General features: G+C 62.8%; 14 protein-coding genes and 2 pseudogenes. 7 read left to right on the forward strand and 9 right to left on the reverse strand.

The window, feature by feature from the left end; all coding sequences use genetic code 11:
- Nucleotides 1–151 precede the first annotated feature (151 nt).
- The 6 genes from ACVJ5M_RS29115 to ACVJ5M_RS29140 form a co-directional block, all read right to left on the reverse strand.
- Nucleotides 152–1,411 (reverse strand): serine hydrolase domain-containing protein, encoded by a 1,260-nt coding sequence (locus ACVJ5M_RS29115; RefSeq protein ID WP_063983772.1) that lies wholly within the window; start codon nt 1,409–1,411, stop codon nt 152–154.
- Nucleotides 1,412–1,514: 103 nt separating this feature from the next.
- Nucleotides 1,515–3,431 (reverse strand): Vps62-related protein, encoded by a 1,917-nt coding sequence (locus tag ACVJ5M_RS29120; protein ID WP_354099495.1) that lies wholly within the window; start codon nt 3,429–3,431, stop codon nt 1,515–1,517.
- Between the two features lie 256 nt (nt 3,432–3,687).
- Nucleotides 3,688–4,581, reverse strand: a complete 894-nt coding sequence (locus ACVJ5M_RS29125; protein ID WP_441280155.1) for an APH(6)-I family aminoglycoside O-phosphotransferase — start codon at nt 4,579–4,581, stop codon at nt 3,688–3,690.
- A 184-nt stretch (nt 4,582–4,765) separates the two neighbouring features.
- On the reverse strand, nt 4,766–7,051 hold the full coding sequence (locus tag ACVJ5M_RS29130) for a COG1361 family protein (protein WP_063983775.1): 2,286 nt from the start codon (nt 7,049–7,051) through the stop codon (nt 4,766–4,768).
- A gap of 101 nt (nt 7,052–7,152) precedes the next feature.
- On the reverse strand, nt 7,153–7,449 hold the full coding sequence (locus tag ACVJ5M_RS29135; protein WP_063983776.1) for a hypothetical protein: 297 nt from the start codon (nt 7,447–7,449) through the stop codon (nt 7,153–7,155).
- Nucleotides 7,450–7,845: 396 nt separating this feature from the next.
- On the reverse strand, nt 7,846–8,808 hold the full coding sequence (locus ACVJ5M_RS29140; RefSeq protein WP_063983777.1) for an AraC family transcriptional regulator: 963 nt from the start codon (nt 8,806–8,808) through the stop codon (nt 7,846–7,848).
- 217 nt (nt 8,809–9,025) lie between these two features.
- Here ACVJ5M_RS29140 and ACVJ5M_RS29145 point away from each other — a divergent pair, with 217 nt between their 5' ends.
- From ACVJ5M_RS29145 to ACVJ5M_RS29155, 3 genes are all read left to right on the forward strand, one after another.
- Nucleotides 9,026–9,796 carry an alpha/beta hydrolase gene (locus tag ACVJ5M_RS29145; protein ID WP_063983778.1) on the forward strand — a complete coding sequence of 257 codons (771 nt, stop codon included), beginning with the start codon at nt 9,026–9,028 and terminating at the stop codon, nt 9,794–9,796.
- A gap of 175 nt (nt 9,797–9,971) precedes the next feature.
- Nucleotides 9,972–10,868 carry an alpha/beta fold hydrolase gene (locus tag ACVJ5M_RS29150; RefSeq protein ID WP_063983779.1) on the forward strand — a complete coding sequence of 299 codons (897 nt, stop codon included), beginning with the start codon at nt 9,972–9,974 and terminating at the stop codon, nt 10,866–10,868.
- 46 nt (nt 10,869–10,914) lie between these two features.
- Entirely contained in the window at nt 10,915–11,409 is a 495-nt protein-coding gene (locus ACVJ5M_RS29155; RefSeq protein ID WP_063983780.1) for a DUF302 domain-containing protein, read from the forward strand.
- Nucleotides 11,410–11,460: 51 nt separating this feature from the next.
- On the opposite strand, the pseudogene ACVJ5M_RS29160 reads toward ACVJ5M_RS29155, so the two are convergent.
- A pseudogene (locus ACVJ5M_RS29160) lies at nt 11,461–11,733 on the reverse strand (MFS transporter); the annotation flags it as partial.
- 260 nt (nt 11,734–11,993) lie between these two features.
- Nucleotides 11,994–12,545, reverse strand: a complete 552-nt coding sequence (locus tag ACVJ5M_RS29165) for a MarR family winged helix-turn-helix transcriptional regulator (RefSeq protein ID WP_187387728.1) — start codon at nt 12,543–12,545, stop codon at nt 11,994–11,996.
- A 173-nt stretch (nt 12,546–12,718) separates the two neighbouring features.
- On the opposite strand from ACVJ5M_RS29165, the gene ACVJ5M_RS29170 reads away from it, so the two are divergent.
- The 4 genes and pseudogenes from ACVJ5M_RS29170 (at nt 12,719) to ACVJ5M_RS29185 (ending at nt 16,710) form a co-directional block, all read left to right on the forward strand.
- Nucleotides 12,719–13,597, forward strand: coding sequence for an NmrA family NAD(P)-binding protein (locus tag ACVJ5M_RS29170; protein ID WP_231144855.1), 879 nt, complete (start codon nt 12,719–12,721; stop codon nt 13,595–13,597).
- Between the two features lie 127 nt (nt 13,598–13,724).
- Nucleotides 13,725–14,870, forward strand: coding sequence for a zinc-binding dehydrogenase (locus ACVJ5M_RS29175; protein ID WP_456679552.1), 1,146 nt, complete (start codon nt 13,725–13,727; stop codon nt 14,868–14,870).
- Between the two features lie 146 nt (nt 14,871–15,016).
- Nucleotides 15,017–15,208 (forward strand): annotated as a pseudogene (locus ACVJ5M_RS29180) (thiamine pyrophosphate-binding protein); the annotation flags it as partial.
- A gap of 83 nt (nt 15,209–15,291) precedes the next feature.
- Nucleotides 15,292–16,710, forward strand: coding sequence for a thiamine pyrophosphate-binding protein (locus tag ACVJ5M_RS29185; RefSeq protein ID WP_354097851.1), 1,419 nt, complete (start codon nt 15,292–15,294; stop codon nt 16,708–16,710).
- Nucleotides 16,711–17,033: 323 nt separating this feature from the next.
- Here the strand turns inward: ACVJ5M_RS29185 and guaA are convergent, their stop codons facing one another.
- The gene (gene guaA / locus ACVJ5M_RS29190) at nt 17,034–18,632 is read right to left on the reverse strand and encodes a glutamine-hydrolyzing GMP synthase (protein WP_063986430.1); all 1,599 of its coding nucleotides are present in this window, start codon (nt 18,630–18,632) and stop codon (nt 17,034–17,036) included.
- Nucleotides 18,633–18,661: the final 29 nt, after the last annotated feature.

The following is an 18,661-nucleotide window of genomic DNA, read 5'->3' on the forward strand; positions in this document are numbered from 1 at the left end:
CCGATCTTGCGGTTTGGAAGTTGTCGCGAATTCGTCGGCCCCGTAGGGCGGATTAGCGAAGCGTGATCCGCCATCTTCAACGCGGCTCGATGAAAGGTGGTGGATTACGCCTTCGGCTAATCCACCCTACGCCATCAGCCCCCGCCACGCCCTACCCGCCGGCCATCAGCTCCTTCGCCAGCGCCATATAGGCCGGCAGCGTCACGGGGTCATTGGCGGCGTTGCCCGCGACGGGGTGCGATGCGTAGCGCGCGATCACCATCTCGGCCTTGGGATCGACGTAGATGCCCTGGCCGTGAACGCCGCGCGCCATATAGGCGCCGTGGGCGTTGTGCGTGACCCACCATTGATTGCGATAGGACGCGCCGGGCAGCGTGGTGTAGTCGGCCGGCTTGAACTTCTCGGGATCGCCGCCGCGCGCGATGTCCTCGACGACAGACGAAGGCACGATCTGGCGGCCGTTGAAGCGGCCATGATTGCGCATGGTCTCGCCGAAGCGGGCGAGATCGCGCAACGTGGTCGAGAGGCCGCCACCGCCGCTCTCGGTGCCAATGCGATCGACGTGATAATGCGCGTCCTCCTCCGCGCCCATCGGCGTCCAGATGCGCTCGGAGAGAAGCTCGGACAATGTCATGCCGCTGGCGCGCCGGCAGATCCAGGCGAGCACGTCGGTGTTGACGGTCTTGTAGGCAAAGGCCTTGCCGTGCTCGCCCTGCTTCTTCTGCGCGACGAGGAAATCGAAGATATTGGTCGGGCCGCTATAATCAGGCGGAATCGGCGCCATACCGTTGGCACGCCGCAAGCCCCACACGTGGGAGTTCTTGTCGGTGTAGACTTCGGTGTATTCGAGACCCGTGGTCATATCCATGACCTCGTGCACGCGGGCGTCGCCGAACGCGCTGGCCTTCAGCTCCGGCACATAATCCGTGACCTGTGCCTGCGGATCGACCTTGCCCTCGGTGACCAGAATGCCGGCCAGCACGCCCGTGAACGACTTCGTCACCGACATCGCGATATGCGGCTTGTGCGGCTTCAGCGCGCCGAAATAGCGCTCATAGATCAGCTTGCCCCGATGCAGCACCGCGATGCCGTCGGTATAAGTCTCCTCCAGCACCTTCGCGAACGTCATGGGCCGGCCGTCCAGGGTGGTCGAGGCGACCGCGCCGATGTCGTGGTCTTCCCGCGGCAACACGGACGCGGGCCCTGCCCCGCGCCAGACATTCACGGTCGGCACCAGCTGGCGGACGTTGCTCCAGGCCCAGCGCAATTCGGGGAAATTGCGGAACGAGCCGTTCTGGAAGGTGATGGTGCGGTCGGGAGATGGCGGGAAGCCGCGCATCCAGCCGAGCGCTTCGGGGTCGGTCTCGGTTGCGGTCGCGGGCTGTTGGTTGGGGGCGGTTGCAGCGGGCATGAAGGCGGGCTCCGGAGGCGACGATGTAGTCGGCGTATCATGGGACAGCGCCGTCTACATCCCGCGTTTGCGCCGGGGGGCCGTGCAGTGATCCCGCCGCGCTTTACTCGAAGGTCGCGCTGTTCCAGTACACCGTTGGTGACGACTTGCCGGGATGCACGACAAGAAAGCCGCCCTGCCAAGGGACCACGCTGGGCGTCCGCGAGGTGAACGCGCCGGCGATGGTGCCTGAATCGCTCCAGTCCGCGCCATCGCTGGTGACCGCGTAGCGCACCTTCTTGTTGCTGTCGGCATAGAAGCAATAGAGCGTCCCGTTCGGCCCCCCGGCGAGCGCGCCGCTGGTGTCCGAACAGAGCGACATGCTCGGCAGCAGATTGGGGCCGGTCCAGTTCGATCCGTCGGACGACACATAGGCGCCGAGCACCATCGGCATCCCCTTTTCGAGACCCGCAATTGGCGCCACGATCACCAGCGCGCCCCCGCAGCTCTCCACCGCGGGCGCCACCAATGCACCGCCTGCGATCGTCGCAGGCACCGGGCCGTCGACGCTGGGGAGCATCACGCGCTGCGGAGACCCGAAGTGCACCCAGTCGGTCGTGCTGAGATACTGGATGCTTCCGTCGGCGCCGCCCCAGGCAATATACCAGGCGCCGTTGAACTGGCCGATGCTGGCCCCGGTCGTGGCCGGCGGTGCGGGCCAGAGCCCCGCTGCGCTCCACGGCCCTCCGGATCCCTCTGGGGAGATGAAGGCGAGAAGGCTGGTCTTGCCCAGACCGAGCAGCGCCAGTCCGCCCGAGGGCGTCGCGCAGGCGGCCAGTCCGCCGAACGGGCTCATGGTAGGCGACTTCGCACTGGACCATTTGCCCTGATTGAGGCTCCACGCACGCATCGCTGGCGGCAAGGGATTTCCCATTCCGATGCAGAGGATTTGCGATCCCGGCATCGTCGCCAGCGCCACCGGAACGAGACTGACGCTCGAAGCGATCGGCGTGTCGGTGCCGAAGGGCAGGAACGTCGGCGTCACAGCCCAGGAGCCCTTCTGCGATGGTCCCGTTGGGCCGGTCAGATCGCCCTTCGCGATCGGCAGGATCACTTCCGAAAGCCAGGCCTGCAGCGTGGTCGAGCCTGCCACGTACTGCACGGCGTCCTCGACCAGCACGTTCAGTTGCATGCCGCTGGCGGCGGCGGCGACCAATGAGCCTATCTCCGCGTCGGTCAGCGTGGGCTCGATCGGCTGTCCCCAGCGTCCCCTGAAGGCGAGCCAGGGTGGCGAGGTGACGGGCGTGGGAAGGATCGCCTGCGCATCGTTCTGGATCACGACCGGCGGATTGGGCGCGGACAGATTGACGGTCGGACCGCCGCCGCGCGCGTAGTCGGCCACCGCGAAGCGCACGTCCCACACATCGACGCCGCCGATCTCATAGGTGCTGTTGCTCGCGGCCGGATAGTTGGCATGCGACCCGCTCGCGACATAGACGTTCGGGTGCGTACCGCTCAGCGACAGGAAGCCGTCGTTCGGCGAGCACCATTGTCCGCCCGAATGCTGCGAGAAGAATACGCCGACGACCTGCTGGTCGATATTGACGCGCACCGTGACGCATTCCCAGTCGCCCCAATGGATCGAGAGCGGCATCAGCGCCTGACCGGTACTGCCGGTCCAACCGGTGACCTGGAAGGTCTCCTGTCCGTTATAGGGATAGAACAACCAGTACTGGAGATCGACCATGTCGGTGCGGTCGTCGACCGGCAGGACGTGAACATAGCTGGTGGCGGTGGGGATATAGCCCTTCATCAGCGAGGCCCATATGGCCTGCGGCGCGACCAGATAGTCGTCGGGGCTGCTCTGCTCGGCCGTCCCCCAATTCCACTGACCGGGACCGGAATAGATGCCGCCGGCGGCCTGATAGCCGACCTGGCCGATGTACCAGTCGGTCGACGAGGGCAGATTGACCTCGTCCTTGTCGAGATGAAGGATCGGCGCGAAGTTCGAGACGAGTTCGGCAAGCGTAGGCCAGGCCATGATTTGCTCCCTGCTGGTCGTAGATCGACGGTCGGGAGCTTCGAGCAACCGATATTGGACGCGAGCCAGCCCCTGCGCGATAGTCTACGCCAATACACGCTTAAAGCGAGATCACATCATGCTGAAACTGAGCGCAGATGAAACAGCGCGGCAGCGATGGAGAATTTCACACTGCTGTCATTCGTCTGTGAAGTTTGCGTCCTGGCGCGGCCGCTCGCGCGGGTGCGCGTCATGAGCGAGCACTCGCGCGCCGAGGCTAGTCGAGCAGGCGGCGAGCTATTGTATTGATGGTCAGGTCGATGGCGGCGCCCTGCTCGTCGCCGTCGCCAATGAACCAGGCTGCCGACAACCCCGTCCACGCAACGATCCAGCGAAGCAGCCGCTCGGGCTGAAGTCCCGTCACGGCGACCACGATATCCAGCCGGGCCTCCAGTCGACCCGGCAGGGTCGCAAGCGGACGGCCGGGATCGCTGAGGTCGGGGTTCGTGAAGATGTTGGCATAGTCGAATGTTCGTTCGCCGACGAGCCCATGCGGGTCGATCGCCAGCCATCCCCGCTCACCGAAGTCGAGCACATTCTCGTGGTGCAGGTCGCCGTGCAGCGGACCGATGGCGTGTGGCGCGGACAGGAGTTGGCGGGCGATGTCGGCGGCGGGCTCGAGTGCCGCGTGGTCCGGGGCGAGCTGGAAGAGCGGCTGAAACCAGTCTTCCAGCGGGTGCAGGTCGGGAAGCGGGCCAGACCGCGTCGCGTGCAGCCGCGCCGCCGTGTCGCAGAGGATCCGGCATGCCTCCTCGTCCCGGCCCGACCAAGCCATCTGCGCGAGATCACCGGCTCCCGAGGCCCGTTCCATCAGCAGCGCGTCTGCAGTCGAGGCAAAGACCTTCGCAGCGCCCTGACCGTCCCACCAGGTCAGAAGGCGATAGCCCGCCCCCTCATCGGGAATACGGGCAACCTTGAGCATTGCAGGCCGGCCCTCATGTCGGACCGGCAGGACCCAGCTGGAATGGGTGGTCAGCAGTGCCCCGTCCGGAACCAGACGCCATCGTTCTAGCCACGTTGTGACTGGCGCTGGAATATGGGGATGCGAGTCCATGGGGTCATCACCTGGGATCATGTCCGGCGCTCTGTCTGCCGGGACTTGATCAATCATGCGGCCGGCCGCCACCGTTTCGTTGCAGCGATACCCTTTCCACGTTTTCGTTTTCCTTTCCCGTGGCCAAAGAGTCGCGCTTTCGCGTCGCGGTCGGCGAAGGTGACGGCGCACCTGCGACGACACGGTCGCAGGTGCGCTCGCCCATGACACCGATGGTCTTCACCGGACTCTGGCGAAACCGTTACCGCTTTCGCCCAGCGCGCCCCTTTGCCTTCGCCGCGCGTTTGCGGCCTGGGGCGGCTGCTCGCGCCGGTCCGCGTGGCGTACGGCCGCCGGTCTCAGTGGACAGTTCGGGACGCAACCTGGCGAGCTTGGCGCGATCGGGCAGCATGTCGGCAAAACCGTCGATCGCGCGCGGCGCGGTCGTATCGTCGCCGGCCGCAGCCGTTGCGGCGCGCGCGCCTGACGGCACTGCGGTCTGGCTGAGCGCCTGCAACCGCCGGCACGCTTCACCGAGGTGATAGGCATCGCCGCCGAGCGCCACCCATTTGCCGACCTCGGGATGCAGCACGAGATTGGCCGAATGGTTGTCGCTCGCGCTGGTCGGATAGTCGACGAACACGTCGATGCCCGACTGCACGCCAACCATCACGCCCTGCGCCGACCACGACACCGCGACGTCGACGCGGTAGCGGCCCGGTTTCTCGAAGGCGAAGCCCGACGTGCTCCAGAACACCTTCGCTGACGCCGTGACGCTCTTGCCGGGCTCAAGCTCGCCCAGCTTCGCGTGCTCGCACAGGATCACGAACGGCCTGACCGGACGCTCGTGCCCCTCGCCGTCGGTGACGGTGATCGATGCGAACAAGGCCTCGGTGCTGACGTCGTTCGGCGCGCGCAGCGACACGCCGCTCGTGTTCGTCATCGTCCAGGTCAGATCCAGCGGCTGGCCGAGCGCGACGCGGTCGGTTGTGGCCGTCACCGTCAGCGCCAGCTCGGAAGGTTCGAAATCGTGCCGGTCGGCGGCCTGCGGCGCACCGGTCGGGAACCAGCTTGCGAACGGCCATCCGCCTGGACGAATGACCGGATCCGGCATGTGGTTGAGGTGATGGCGGACGTTGGTGTTGTGCGCGAGCGCGATCTGGTCCGGGAACACGCCGGGTGCGCCGGTCGCGGGACCGCCGAGCACGTCCGCCACGCTCGGCGTCGTGGTCATGATCGAGTTGTCGGCCGCCGTCTCCTGCTCCTGGTGGATCTGGTTCAGCGTATGCGTCAGCTCGTGGGTCGCGCTGCGCAGGAACGCGCGCGGCACGTCACGCTGCTTCTTGTTGGCGGCGAGACCGAAGTTCGAGGAGTCCGAGACGGGATAGCCGTCATCGGAGAAGCTGGCGCAGCCTTCGCGGGGTACGCCGATCTGGTCGTACATGATGCCGCGCGAGCACCCGAGTTTTGCGGGCACCACGATCATGTGCACGCGCCATTCGGTGTCCAGATTCGTCGCGGGATTGCGCACGGTCGTCATCAGCGCGTGCAGATCCGCAGAGCTCCAGCAATTGGTCGCCACCACGCCTGATGGCACCGGAACGTTGAGCTGGTCCTGCACCACCGACAGCTGCCAGCCGGTCTTGGCAAAGACCGTATCGAAGAACTCGGTGCCACCGGCACCGTCGGGCACCGGCGCGGGCCGCACGGCTCCGACCAGCGTGTCGATCTCCAGCGTGGCGCGGCGGAAGAACTTCGACACCCAGGCGAGCGTGATGCTTCCCTTGTCCACGCCGCCCTCGAACAGCCGGCCCTGGTAGAACGGGCCGCCGGTCAGGGAGAACGGAAACGGCGCCGGCACCTTTGAAAGCTTCATCGTCACGGTGCGCGACGGCGAAGCCGGGAACGTGCCTTTGAACTGGCCGGCCGGCGGCTGCGTGTAATTGAACTGCTCGGCTGTGATCGTCAGCTCGCACTTCTTCGGCGGCGGGACCGCGACAGGCGCGGACACGCTGGTCACCCTGAGATAGGAATGATAGCGCGCGCGGGGGAAGATGGGGATCCGCGGCCTGCGGATCGGAAACGGAATCAGGGGGTCATCGAGCGCACTGAGCGAACCGGCCAGGCTCGTCAATCCCGAGCCCGCCGCCGCTTCATCTTCGTCCGCGTCGCCCACCGGCACCACGGGCCCCACCGGCGGGATCGGACCGATCACCGGCCGGCGCGAGTAGAGATCGCCGCTGACGATCAGATGGTCGGCGCCGCCGTCGGGTGCCGAGCGATCGACGCGCAGCGTGCCTTCGAAGGTCACGAAGCCCGCGGTCGGCCTGAAGTTGATCTGGTAGCAGCCTTCGCGGAAGTCGAGCCTGCAGAGCCTGAACGGCGGAAACGGCTGCAGATCGGTCGAGGCCGGCTGATCGCCGGACTCCTCGTCGCTGAAGCTGATCTGGCGCGACAGGGGGACCTGCGGCTTCATCGCGGGCTCGACCGATGCCGCGGTCATCTTGGAAAGGCTGCCACTCGATTCATGCTCTGAGCAATTGCACATGTCGTCTTCTCCTCGTTGAAAGGGTGAGACGATCGACGTGAGCATCGGGCTCGTTCGCGGGTACAGCCGCGTTATTTCGGTCAGCTGTGGCGTGCGCAGTCCTACGCGCGCCGATAGGTCACGACACAGCCCTCTGAATCCGTAAACTCAAATCGGTCGGCCTTGAGTGAAATGCGATAGGTCACAAGTTCATCAGTCGCCGTCCCGACGACGAGTGTGTTGGAATCTTCGAGACGGTAGATTCCCGCGTCCCACCACACCATGCCCTGCCCTGGTCCGCGCATGCCGCGGTAGGTGCCGGTCGAGAATGTGAGAGTGGCGGGGTACTTGTCCGCACACGCAGCCGACGTGGATTTGGTCCACGTACCAACCATGCCCTGTTCGTGTTTGTCAGCCATAGTGTCTCCATAGCTCTCATCGGCCGAGCGGCCGATTGGAGGCTATTTCAACATGCCGTTCTGGCGTGTGCAGCTCATTTGAGGCTGATGTGATGGCGGGTGTGTCAAATCGACCAAATTCACCACGTTCAATCACAACAGGTACTCTATCGCAGCATTGACGCAAGCGTGCGTGTGAGATGCTTCACACCGAAGGTGCGACAATTGAGCACCGGCGATGAGAGCGCGATGAAAGCGCGGCGGAGAAGCAGCTCAGTCCGGATCTTGCGAGAGCGGGCTCAAGTCAGAGCCGGCGACAATGAACAGGACATTGGATGGCGCGGTTGGCAGAGGCGTGGTCGCGTTGCAGCTTGGCAGCAGGCCTGACATTCACCGTGGGCACCAACTGACGCAAATTCAATCGGAGACGTTCGCTTCCGAGCCGTGCGGTTGACCTTGGTGTCCATCAAGGCGCTGAGAGGTCCGGTAGCGGCCGGGCGACATGCCATGATGTCGATGAAAGAGTTTTGAAAACGCCGCCGCTGTCTCGTAACCGACCTGGCTCGCGATCCGTGCGATGGGCTCATCGCTGGTTTCGAGCAGGAACGCCGCTTCCGCCATCCGGCGTTCGATCACATAACGATGCATCGACTGGCCGACGAGCTTGGTGAAGCGGGCCGAAAATACCGAGCGGCCGAGCCCCACGCGATGGCCGAGGTCGCTCAGGGTCCAGGGCCGCTCCGGGTTTTCGTGGATCAACTTGAGCGCCGGTCCGATATGCGGGTCCGATATGGCCCCGAGCCAGCCGCCTTGTCCGGGACTGAGAGACGCGATCCAGCTTCGGAGCACCTCGACAAACAGCACTTCCGTCAGTCGTGAGAGCGCGACGCGCTGGCCGGGACGCTCGTGCGCGGACTCACTCACCATGCGCCGCAGGATCGCTTCGAGCCAGCCACCGTCCGCCGTCGGCTTCAACAGAAGCACGGGCGGAAGCATTTCCAGCACGCTGCTGAACGAGGGCCGCGACACGGTGAAATTGCCGCAGATCATGGTCGAGAGCGGCTTGGCACGGCCGCCGTGACGAACGACGCCAAGACGTGCCGACGATCGATCGAGGTCCACAATCTGCAAAGGCTTGGCCCGGCGATCCGAATAAAACACATGGGGCTCGCCGCGTGTGATGACGACAAAATCGCCCTCGGTCATCTGGATTTCTTGTCCGAGTTCGAGCGCGAGGGTCGCGGAGCCCCGACTGAGATAGTGAAACAGCGCGTAGGGGCGCGCCGGCAGCGCCAAATTCCAGGGATGGCCGAGCTCGAAGTGGAACAGCAGCGTCCCACCGAGACGAACGCGATCGAGCACTTGGGCGAGGATGTCCATGCCGCCGAAGTTAGTCCGGTGGACGGTCGGACACAACATCCGGACGATTGATCCCTACCGTCCGAAAAGCCTGCGAACTAGGTCATGTCGCGGCGGGCCGACGTCATGTGCGGCAACCATCTCGCCAACGGCGGATGGAAGAAACCGCGACCAGGCAGGAAACGCCTGTCCATTCCCCCGGACCTTATTCCGTCCGACATATCAACAGGAACAATCAATGCTAAATATCCTTCTCTCAGCCGCCACCGTACTCCTGGCCGGAACGGCATGGGTCGGCCCCGCCCATTCCGCTGAGCTGCCCAAGGGAGCAGCCCACAACATCGTGCTCGTGCACGGCGCTTTCGTGGACCAGACGAGCTGGCAGCCCGTTGCCGATATTCTGTCGAAGAAGGGCTACAACGTCACGCTCGTGGAAAATCCGCTCACTTCGCTCGCCGCTGACGTCGATGCCACCAAACAGGCGCTCGCGAAACAGGACGGCAGGACCGTTCTGGTCGGCCATTCATGGGGCGGCGTGGTGATCACGCAAGCCGGCAACGATCCCAAGGTCTCGGCGCTGGTCTATGTCTCCGCCTTCGCACCGGAGGTCGGTCAATCCCTGGCGTTGCTGGCCAAAGACGGCCCGCAGACCGAAGGCGTCAAGGCGATCCATCCCGACGCGAAGGGCAATCTGTATATCGATCCTAAGTTGTTTCCGTCAGCCGTCGCGGCTGACCTTCCTCCTGAGATCGCCGAGCACCTGGCCAACTCGCAGCTTCCGCTGAGCCTCGCTGCGTTCGAGGCGCCTGTCAGCATTGCGGCCTGGCGCGACAAGCCGACGTTCTACGTCATCACCACGAAGGACAAAGTCATCGCGCCCGAGGTCCAGAAGTTGTTCGCAGCCAGGATGAAGGCTCAGACGACGGAAGTCGCCGGCAGCCATGCCTCGCTCGTGGTCCATGCGAAGGAAGTCGCTGAGGTCATCGAAAAGGCGGCGCTCGCGAAGTGACGAACCTGCTCCCGGCGCTGTCGCGCCGGGAGCGCGCACGCTCGCTCGGAGGAATGCGGAACGCCTCGGACCGCGATGGCGCGAAGCGCCAGCGACATCCTAGAGGAAGGTTTCGGTCGCCGCGCTGCGTGCGTCACCCGCTCGATCATTTCATGCCAAGCATCCGGAGTACGATATGACTCAACTCGACATCGCGAACCAGGACGCCCTCACACTCGAAACGGCGCCAACCCATTACATCGAAGGCCACGGAATCCGCTTCGCCTATCGCCGTCTCGGCCCCACGACTGGAACTCCGCTGGTTCTTCTGCAGCACTTCTCGGGAAACATCGACGGATGGGATCCCGCCGTCGTCAACGCTCTGGCCGCTGATCGCCCCGTGATCGCCTTTGACAACGCAGGGGTCGGCCGGTCGACCGGTCAAACGCCCGACAACGTCGCGACGATGGCACGAGACGCCGTGGATTTCATCGACTTGCTCGGCCTCTCCGAAGTGGACCTGCTTGGCTTCTCCCTCGGCGGCTGCGTCGCTCAGCAGATCGCCGCCGAACACGGACAGCTGGTCCGCAAGCTCATACTCGTCGGTACCGCGCCGAAAGGCGGAGAGGAACACCTGTTAGCGGTTCTGCAGGAAGCGTTTTCCCAAACCGATGCGCCGGACCCCCGCCTGCCGCTGTTCTTCACGAATTCATCCGCCAGCCGGTCGTCCGGCTTGGCCTTCCTGAAGAGGACCAAGGTGCGCAAGGATGATCGGGACACCGATAACGGCAACGCGGTAACCGATCCACAGGCCAAGGCGCTGATCACCTGGTGCGCCACACCTGATCCCGGGCACGCCATTCTGCGCGCTATCCGCCAGCCCGTTCTTGTGGTCAGCGGCAGCCACGACACCATGCTGCCTGCGAACAACGCTTACGCAATGTCTAGGGAACTGAGTAACGCTCAGCTGGTCCTCTATCCCGATTCAGGGCACGGCGCGCTGTTTCAGCACCACGACATCTTCGTCAGCCACGTCCGGACTTTCCTGGATGCCCAACCCGCCCGCGGCCGCATGACACAAGGCGCGTTCTGACGGGATCAGGCGCACTTTATCCATGAGAATTGTTACAGAGGACAAAATGACAATCGCTAAAATCGAAGTAGAGCGCTTCAGCCTCACGAGCTTAAAATCATTCGACACTATTGTGGCGGCGCTCAAGTCGGCGGTCGGGCAGCCCAACATGGTCGAATTTTTCAAGGAAACGAGGGCGACAAATTCCTTCCCGGATTTGGAGCGCGTTGTACGAAGCGGCCTCGGCCGAACGGACCTTATGCTCTTCGCAGAATTTGACTTGGGCGACATTCTGCGTCGCGAAGCCGGATCCAAGACGCCTAAAATCGTACGGCTTGTGATCGGCAATCCACTCATCATGAAAGAAATGGTCAAGCACGTGCCCGATGCTGGATCTTACGCTCCAGTCACGGTGCTCATTGATGAGCGTTCCGATGGCGTGCATGTCTCTTACGACAAAATGGAGAGTTTTCTGCTGCATTATGGCAGCTCGGAAGCCCTCACCGTTGCCCGAAATCTCGATGCGAAAATCACAACCTTGCTACGCGAATGTGCAAGCTAAAACTCCTGATGATGTCTTCGACCAATGGAAGTGCGATGTCCGGCTCGCCAGCTACGCCGTCCGCAGCACCGGCGCGGGCGGCTGCGACGGCCGGATCAGCGCGAACGCGACCTGGATGATGCCACCGGCCAAGCCCAGCGCCACGCCGGTGCGCCAGGCCATGGTGTAGGAGCCGAGCGCGTCGTAGAGAACCCCTCCTCCGTACGCGCCGAGGAAGCTGCCGATCTGGTGGCTCATGAAGGCGAGGCCTTGGATCATCGCCTGCCAGCGCAGGCCGAACATCTCGGCGACCGCGCCCGCGACCAGCGGGCCGACGCCCGTCCACGCGCAAGGAGCGGATAGCCTCGCACATTGAGTGCACTGTCACCGTAATCGCACAGGAGAACCTAGAAGGCTGAATGGACGATCGACAAGGCCCACATCGAGACGCGATGCAGCCGGTGCGGTTGGTCTATTGAGCCCCCGCTCGCTCAGCTGGCCGCACGGTTCGCCGGCAATGACTGGCCCGGACAGCCATTCTACCGGGGCCGCTGGCGGGGGTTCAGGCATGAGACGCTCGGTCCGGCAGCCTCGGCAAACAGAACTCAAGCCCTCTTGTCCCGAGTTACAAGATCCAGCATGCCGCGAAGATCCTCTGAAAATTGCCTTCCGTGCATCTTCTGAAAGCTGGAATCCGCAATCTTCCATAAGGGATAAGCGTCCCCCAGCACCTTGAACCCTTTTTTGGTCAGACCAACAGTACGACTGCGCCGATCCAGGTCCGAAACGTTCACGGCAATCAAACCATCCCGCACGAGAGGCCTCAGATTTTTGCCCATAGTGGTCCGATCCATCACCATCACTTCCGCAAGTTCGTTGACGGAAAGACCGCGTCTCTCATTCAGAACCGCCAGGATCATGTATTGCGTCGAGCGAATGCCCGACGGAGCCAATATCGTGTCGTATATCTGCGTGAGATGGCGGGCTGCCTTGCGGAGATAAAAGCAATTGCAGTCCCGTACGCTAATTCGCTCCACCGATATCTCCAGAATTTCAACAACACACACATACACGAGATTGAGCTCGTGTTCTACTTCCTGTCGGACACCTCCGCGATGAACGAAGCAAGGGCGATCCACGACGCCGGGACCTTGCATCCCAGGCTTCGCTATGCAGGACACTCCCACCACTGCTCGTGTATGTCAGCAACCGGACCGAACTCTAAATCTTTTCCAGCAATTCGCCCTCACAGTCAGTTGACTACCCCTTTTCGATATATGTGCATATGCTCATATATAGGTGCATATGCACCTATTGAAGAGAAACTCGGATGGCTGATCCACTGTATTTGATCTCCGGCGCCACCGGAACGACGGGCAGAGCCGCCGTCACAGCGCTAAGGCATGCGGGAAAACGTGTTCGAGCCGTCGTCCATAAGGAGGACGCGCGAGCGGAAGCACTCCGCGAACAAGGTGCTGAAACCATTGTCGGCGAATTGCTAGACTTGGACCAAATGCGGGCCGCGATGGAAGGCGTCAGAGGCGCTTATTTCGTGTACCCTTTCAAACCGGGCCTTATTGGTGCGGCTGCGTTCTTTGCACAGGCTGCGATCGAGGCGGGCGTGGAATCGATCGTCAATATGTCGCAGAAGCCCGCACGCCGGGAGACGAAGAGCGAAGCGTCTCGCGATCATTGGATCACCGAACAGGTGTTTGATTGGTCTGACGTTCCCACCACTCACATACGGCCGACGTTTTTCGCCGAATGGCTTCTCTATCCGATGGACGGTTGGAACGTAAAAGCAGGCGTCATCGAGTTCCCGTTTGCGGATGGGCGGCACGCGCCGATAGCCGGAGAAGACCAGGGCCGCGTTATCGCTGCAGTGTTGCAAGACCCGAAGTCTCACGCAGGCAAGGTGTACCCACTGTACGGTCCCGTCGAACTCAATCACTACGAAATCGCAGAGAAGCTGACGAAAACGCTAGGTCGGCCCTTTGTTTACAGGCCACTCACAATTCCAGCGTTTCGCGCGCGCATGGAGAATAGTGGGCAGCTTCCACGATTTGTGCAGCACATCGTTTCTGTCGCACAGGACTATCAGGAAGGCATCTTTGCCGGCACCAACAATGTCGTCGAAGATCTCACCGGCAGACGGCCCCTGACTGTCGAGCAGTTTGCCGATACCAATCGCGCTAGATTTGCCAAGTAAAATCAGGACGACAATCTGCGCCTTCTCGCGGAGATTTCGTTCCCCTCGCTGGCACTACCGCCTTGTGTGCGGAATGTGCCCGAATCACTTCAGACGGCCGGATCATCCGGCGATCAAGGAGACTGTCATGTCGAGCATGGGAAAGACGGGTCTACAACTGCGCTCGTTGATCAAGGCGAGTGGCGAGCTGGAAATTTCGCTCGTAGACGTGCCGACGCCCGAGCCCGGTGCCGATGAGGTTGTGGTGCGAATCGAGGCGACGCCGATCAATCCGTCCGACCTCGGCTTGCTGACCGGCACCGCCGATCTCACCACTATCAAGGCCTCAGGGACCAACCATCACCCTATCGTCACCGCGAAAGTGCCGGAAACGACCATGCCGGCGATGGCAGGGCGCCTCGATCAATCGCTGCCGATCGGCTTTGAGGGCGCCGGCATCGTCATCATGACGGGCTCGTCCGATACACCGAAGGCCCTGATGGGCAGGACAGTCGCGATATTCGGCGGCGCGATGTATGCGCAATATCGCTGCCTGAAAGTAGCGGACTGCCTGCCGCTGCCCGACGGCACGACGCCGGCCGAAGGCGCCTCTTGCTTCGTCAATCCGCTGACCGCGCTCGGCATGACCGAGGCGATGCGGACCGAGGGCCATACCGCATTGGTGCACACCGCCGCCGCCTCGAATCTCGGACAGATGCTGAACAAGATCTGTCTCAAGGACGACATTTCGCTCGTCAATATCGTGCGCAACGCGGAACAGGCGTCGATCCTGCGCAATATCGGCGCCAGGCATGTGATCGACTCAACCTCCGCGACCTTCATGGATGAACTGAGCGCTGCACTTGTTGAGACCGGTGCGACGATCGCTTTTGACGCGATCGGCGGCGGCAAGCTCGCGAGTCAAATCCTGAGCGCTATGGAGGCGGCCATCAACAACTCCGGTAAGTACCCCTATAGCCGCTATGGCTCGACAGTCCACAAGCAGGTCTATATCTACGGCACGCTCGATCCTCGGCCGACTGAGATCACCCGTTCCTTCGGCACCGCTTGGGGCCTAGGCGGCTGGCTGTTGATGCCGTTCCTGGCGAAGATCGGGCAGGCCGGCTCACAGAGGCTGCGCCAGCGCGTCGTCGATGAACTCAAGACCACGTTCGCAAGCTACTACACCAAAGTAGTGTCGTTGGCCGAAGCGCTCGATCCGGCCAACATCGCGGTCTACGTCAAACGGGCAACTGGCGAAAAATTCCTTATCAACCCGAACAAAGGTAAGTGACACCGCTCCTCGGATCATTTCGCCAGAACCGCTCATAAGCGTCGGTATGTCTCAGCAAGTCTGCGCTTAAGATCACCAGCTCTATCGAGGGACCATTTGCGCGGCGGATCGGCCCGTCAAGTCACATCACGCCTAAGGAGCCACCAATGTTGAAGCGCTTTTCCGAGCTAAACGAACGGAGCGCGCGCCGCGGCGCGGACGTCTTGCTCGAAATACTCTCCAGTGAGGGCGTTGAATACATATTCGGGAATCCAGGGACGACCGAACTTCCGTTGATCGACGCACTGCTGCGTAAGCCGGATTTGAAATATATCCTGGCGTTACAAGAAGCCTCAGCGGTTGCCATGGCGGATGGATATGCCCAGGCTGCTCGGCGGCCCGCCTTCCTGAACCTGCAACAGCTGGCGGTCTCGGGCATGGGATGGGAAATCTGCTCAATGCGAGCGTGTCCCAAACCCCGATGGTTGTCACGGCGGGCCAGCAGGACTCACGACATACGGTGTCAGATCCACTGCTGTTCGGTGATCTCGTGCGGATCGCAGAACCGGCGGTGAAGTGGGCGCGCGAAGTCGCGACCGTTGATCAATTGCCTGTTCTCGTGCGGCGCGCTTTCCACGATGCCAGCGCCGCTCCAGCGGGTCCTGTGTTTCTGTCGTTGCCGATGGATGTCATGGAGGAGATGAGCACAGTTGGCATTGAGGGCCGCTCTCACATCGACCGAAATGCGGTTGCAGGCTCGCTCCCACAGCTCGCGCAACACCTCGCCGCGGTGGAGCCCGGCCGCTTGGCGATCATCGCCGGCGATGAGGTTCACACCAGCGAGGCGGCCGAGGAAGTGGCAGCTGCGGCCGAAGCTCTGGGCGCGCCGGTATATGGATCTTCATGGCCATCGCACATTCCATTCCCGACTTCTCACCCGCTTTGGGCGGGGAATTTTCCGACCGTGGCCCGAGGCATGGCCGAGATCCTTTCCCGCTACGACGCGATCTTTGCACTCGGCGGGAAATCACTGATCACCATCCTCTACACCGAGGGCTCTGCTGTCCCGCCCGGATGCGACGTGTTCCAACTGTCGGCTGACGTGCGCGATCTCGGCCGTACCTATGTGACCAAGCTCTCGGTCGTCGGCGAGATCAAGGCCTCGCTCAAGGCTCTTTTGCCGCATCTTTCCGAGGCGACGAAAAGCAATCGTGGCGCGTACGCGACGCTGCTTCAGAAGGCTCAGGAGGAACGGGCTGCGCAACGGCGGTCGCTCTCAGAAATGGCGGATGCTGAGATGAATCGCACTCTGACCACGCCACTGGTCGCTGCACGGGAGGCGGTACGCGCGATCGGACCGGATGTCGCGATCGTCGACGAGGCTGTCGCCACGTCAGGCCATGTTCGAAAATTCCTCAACAGCCAATCACCGAACCAGTACTCGTTCATACGCGGCGGTGGACTCGGCTGGGGTATGCCGGCGGCCGTCGGCTGTTCGCTTGGACTCGGTCGCGCCCCCGTCGTTTGCCTCGTCGGAGACGGAGCGGCGATGTATTCCCCACAGGCGCTTTGGACCGCTGCCCACGAGAAGCTCCCCGTGACCTTCGTCGTGATGAACAATCGCGAGTACAACGTCCTCAAGAACTTCATGAGAACGCAGGCAGACTATGTAGCCGCGAAGACGAACCGCTTCATCGCCATGGACATTCAACAGCCAGAGATTGACTATCTGTCATTGGCTCGCGCGATGGGGGTGCCCGCGCGACGGGTGGAACGAGCAGCCGATATCGCGCCGGCAATCGAGGACGGAATCGCGAGCGGCAACACGAATCTGGTTGAGGTTCCGATCAGCGTCGGCTGATCCGCGCGCAAGCCTCGCCGACGGAAGCCAATACATGGCGGACGGGCTATGGACGAAGGACGACACGGTCCAGATGCTGCGCAGCCAAGCGTTTGGGCTGGCATGTCTGTGTCAATGCGAAGACCGGGATTGCGAATTTGAGCAACACAAAGTCGCGAAGGTTGGGGTGGGCCTGACGGCGCATGGGCGCCGTTCGAAGAGCGGGAAGACGCCCGACAGAGCGGCGGATCTGTGAGTCGCTTAAAATCTATCGACTGCTATCGATGGCCTAGGATTCGCTCGAGTGTCCTCTGCTATCCGATACTACTCCACGGTACTCCCCTTCACTCCCACTCAATCGTCCCGGGCGGCTTGCTCGTCACGTCGTACACCACCCGGTTCACGCCCTTCACCTCGTTGATGATGCGCGTGGCGGTCTCGCCCAGAAACTTCATGTCGAACTGGTAGAAGTCCGCGGTCATGCCGTCGGTGGAGGTTACTGCGCGGAGGCCCACGACGTAGTCGTAGGTGCGGCCGTCGCCCATGACGCCCACTGTCTTGACCGGGAGCAGCACGGCGAAGGCCTGCCAGATGTCGTCGTAGAGGCCGTGCTTGCGGATCTGGTCGATGTAGACGGCATCGGCCTTGCGCAGGATGTCGAGCTTGTCGCGGGTGATGTCGCCGGGGCAGCGGATGGCGAGGCCGGGGCCCGGGAACGGGTGGCGGCCGACGAAGATTTCGGGCAGGCCGAGCTCGCGCCCTAACTTGCGCACCTCGTCCTTGAACAGCTCGCGCAGCGGCTCGACGAGCTTCATGTTCATGCGCTCGGGCAGACCGCCGACATTGTGGTGCGACTTGATCGTCACCGAGGGGCCGCCGGTGAAGGAGACGCTCTCGATCACGTCAGGATAGAGCGTGCCCTGCGCCAGGAAGTCAGCGCCGCCGATCTTCTTAGCTTCAGCCTCGAACACCTCGATGAAGAGGCGGCCGATGGTCTTGCGCTTGGTCTCGGGGTCGGTGACGCCTTCGAGCTCGCCGAGGAATTGCTTCGAGGCATCCACATGCACGAGCGGGATGTTGTAGTGGTGGCGGAACAGATCAACCACGGTCTTGGCTTCGTCGAGGCGCAGCATGCCGTGATCGACGAACACACAAGTGAGCTGGTCGCCGATGGCTTCGTGGATCAGCACGGCCGCGACGGCTGAATCGACGCCGCCGGAGAGGCCGCAGAGCACCTTGCCCTTGCCGACCTGGGCGCGGATCTTTGCGATCTCCTCCTCGCGGAAGGCGCGCATGGTCCAGTCGCCGGAAAGGCCGGCGATCTTGCGGACGAAATTGCGGATCAGCTTGGCGCCGTCGGGCGTGTGCACCACTTCGGGGTGGAACATCAGGCCGTAGTACTTGCGCGTCTCGTCCTGGATGATCGCGAACGGCGCGTTCGGCGAGGTGCCGGCCACCGAGAAGCCCGGCGGCATTTTTGTGATGCGATCGCCATGGCTCATCCAGACCTGGTTCTTGCCGCCCGGCGACCAGACGTCCTCGAACAGCTTGCTCGGCGCCTTGACCTCGACATCGGCGCGACCGAACTCGCGGTGATGGCCGCCCTCGACGGTGCCGCCGAGTTGCTCCGCCATGGTCATCTGGCCGTAGCAGATGCCGAGCACCGGCACGCCGGAGGCGAAGATCAACTGCGGGGCGCGCGGGGAGCCCGCTTCATGCACCGACTCAGGGCCGCCGGAGAGGATCACCGCTTTCGGCTTCATCTCCTTGAAGGCCTCTTCGGCCCTGTTGAACGGGACGATCTCGCAATAGACGCCGTCCTCGCGCACGCGACGCGCGATCAGCTGCGTCACCTGGCTGCCGAAGTCGACGATGAGAATCTTGTCGTGCGCCGAGGCCACCGAGGGCGTCGACGCGGAGCGGTCGTTCTGTGCTGCTGTCATGGCCAGCAAATACGCGACCGTGCCCCTGC

It is taken from the genome of Bradyrhizobium sp. S3.7.6 (assembly GCF_054061875.1).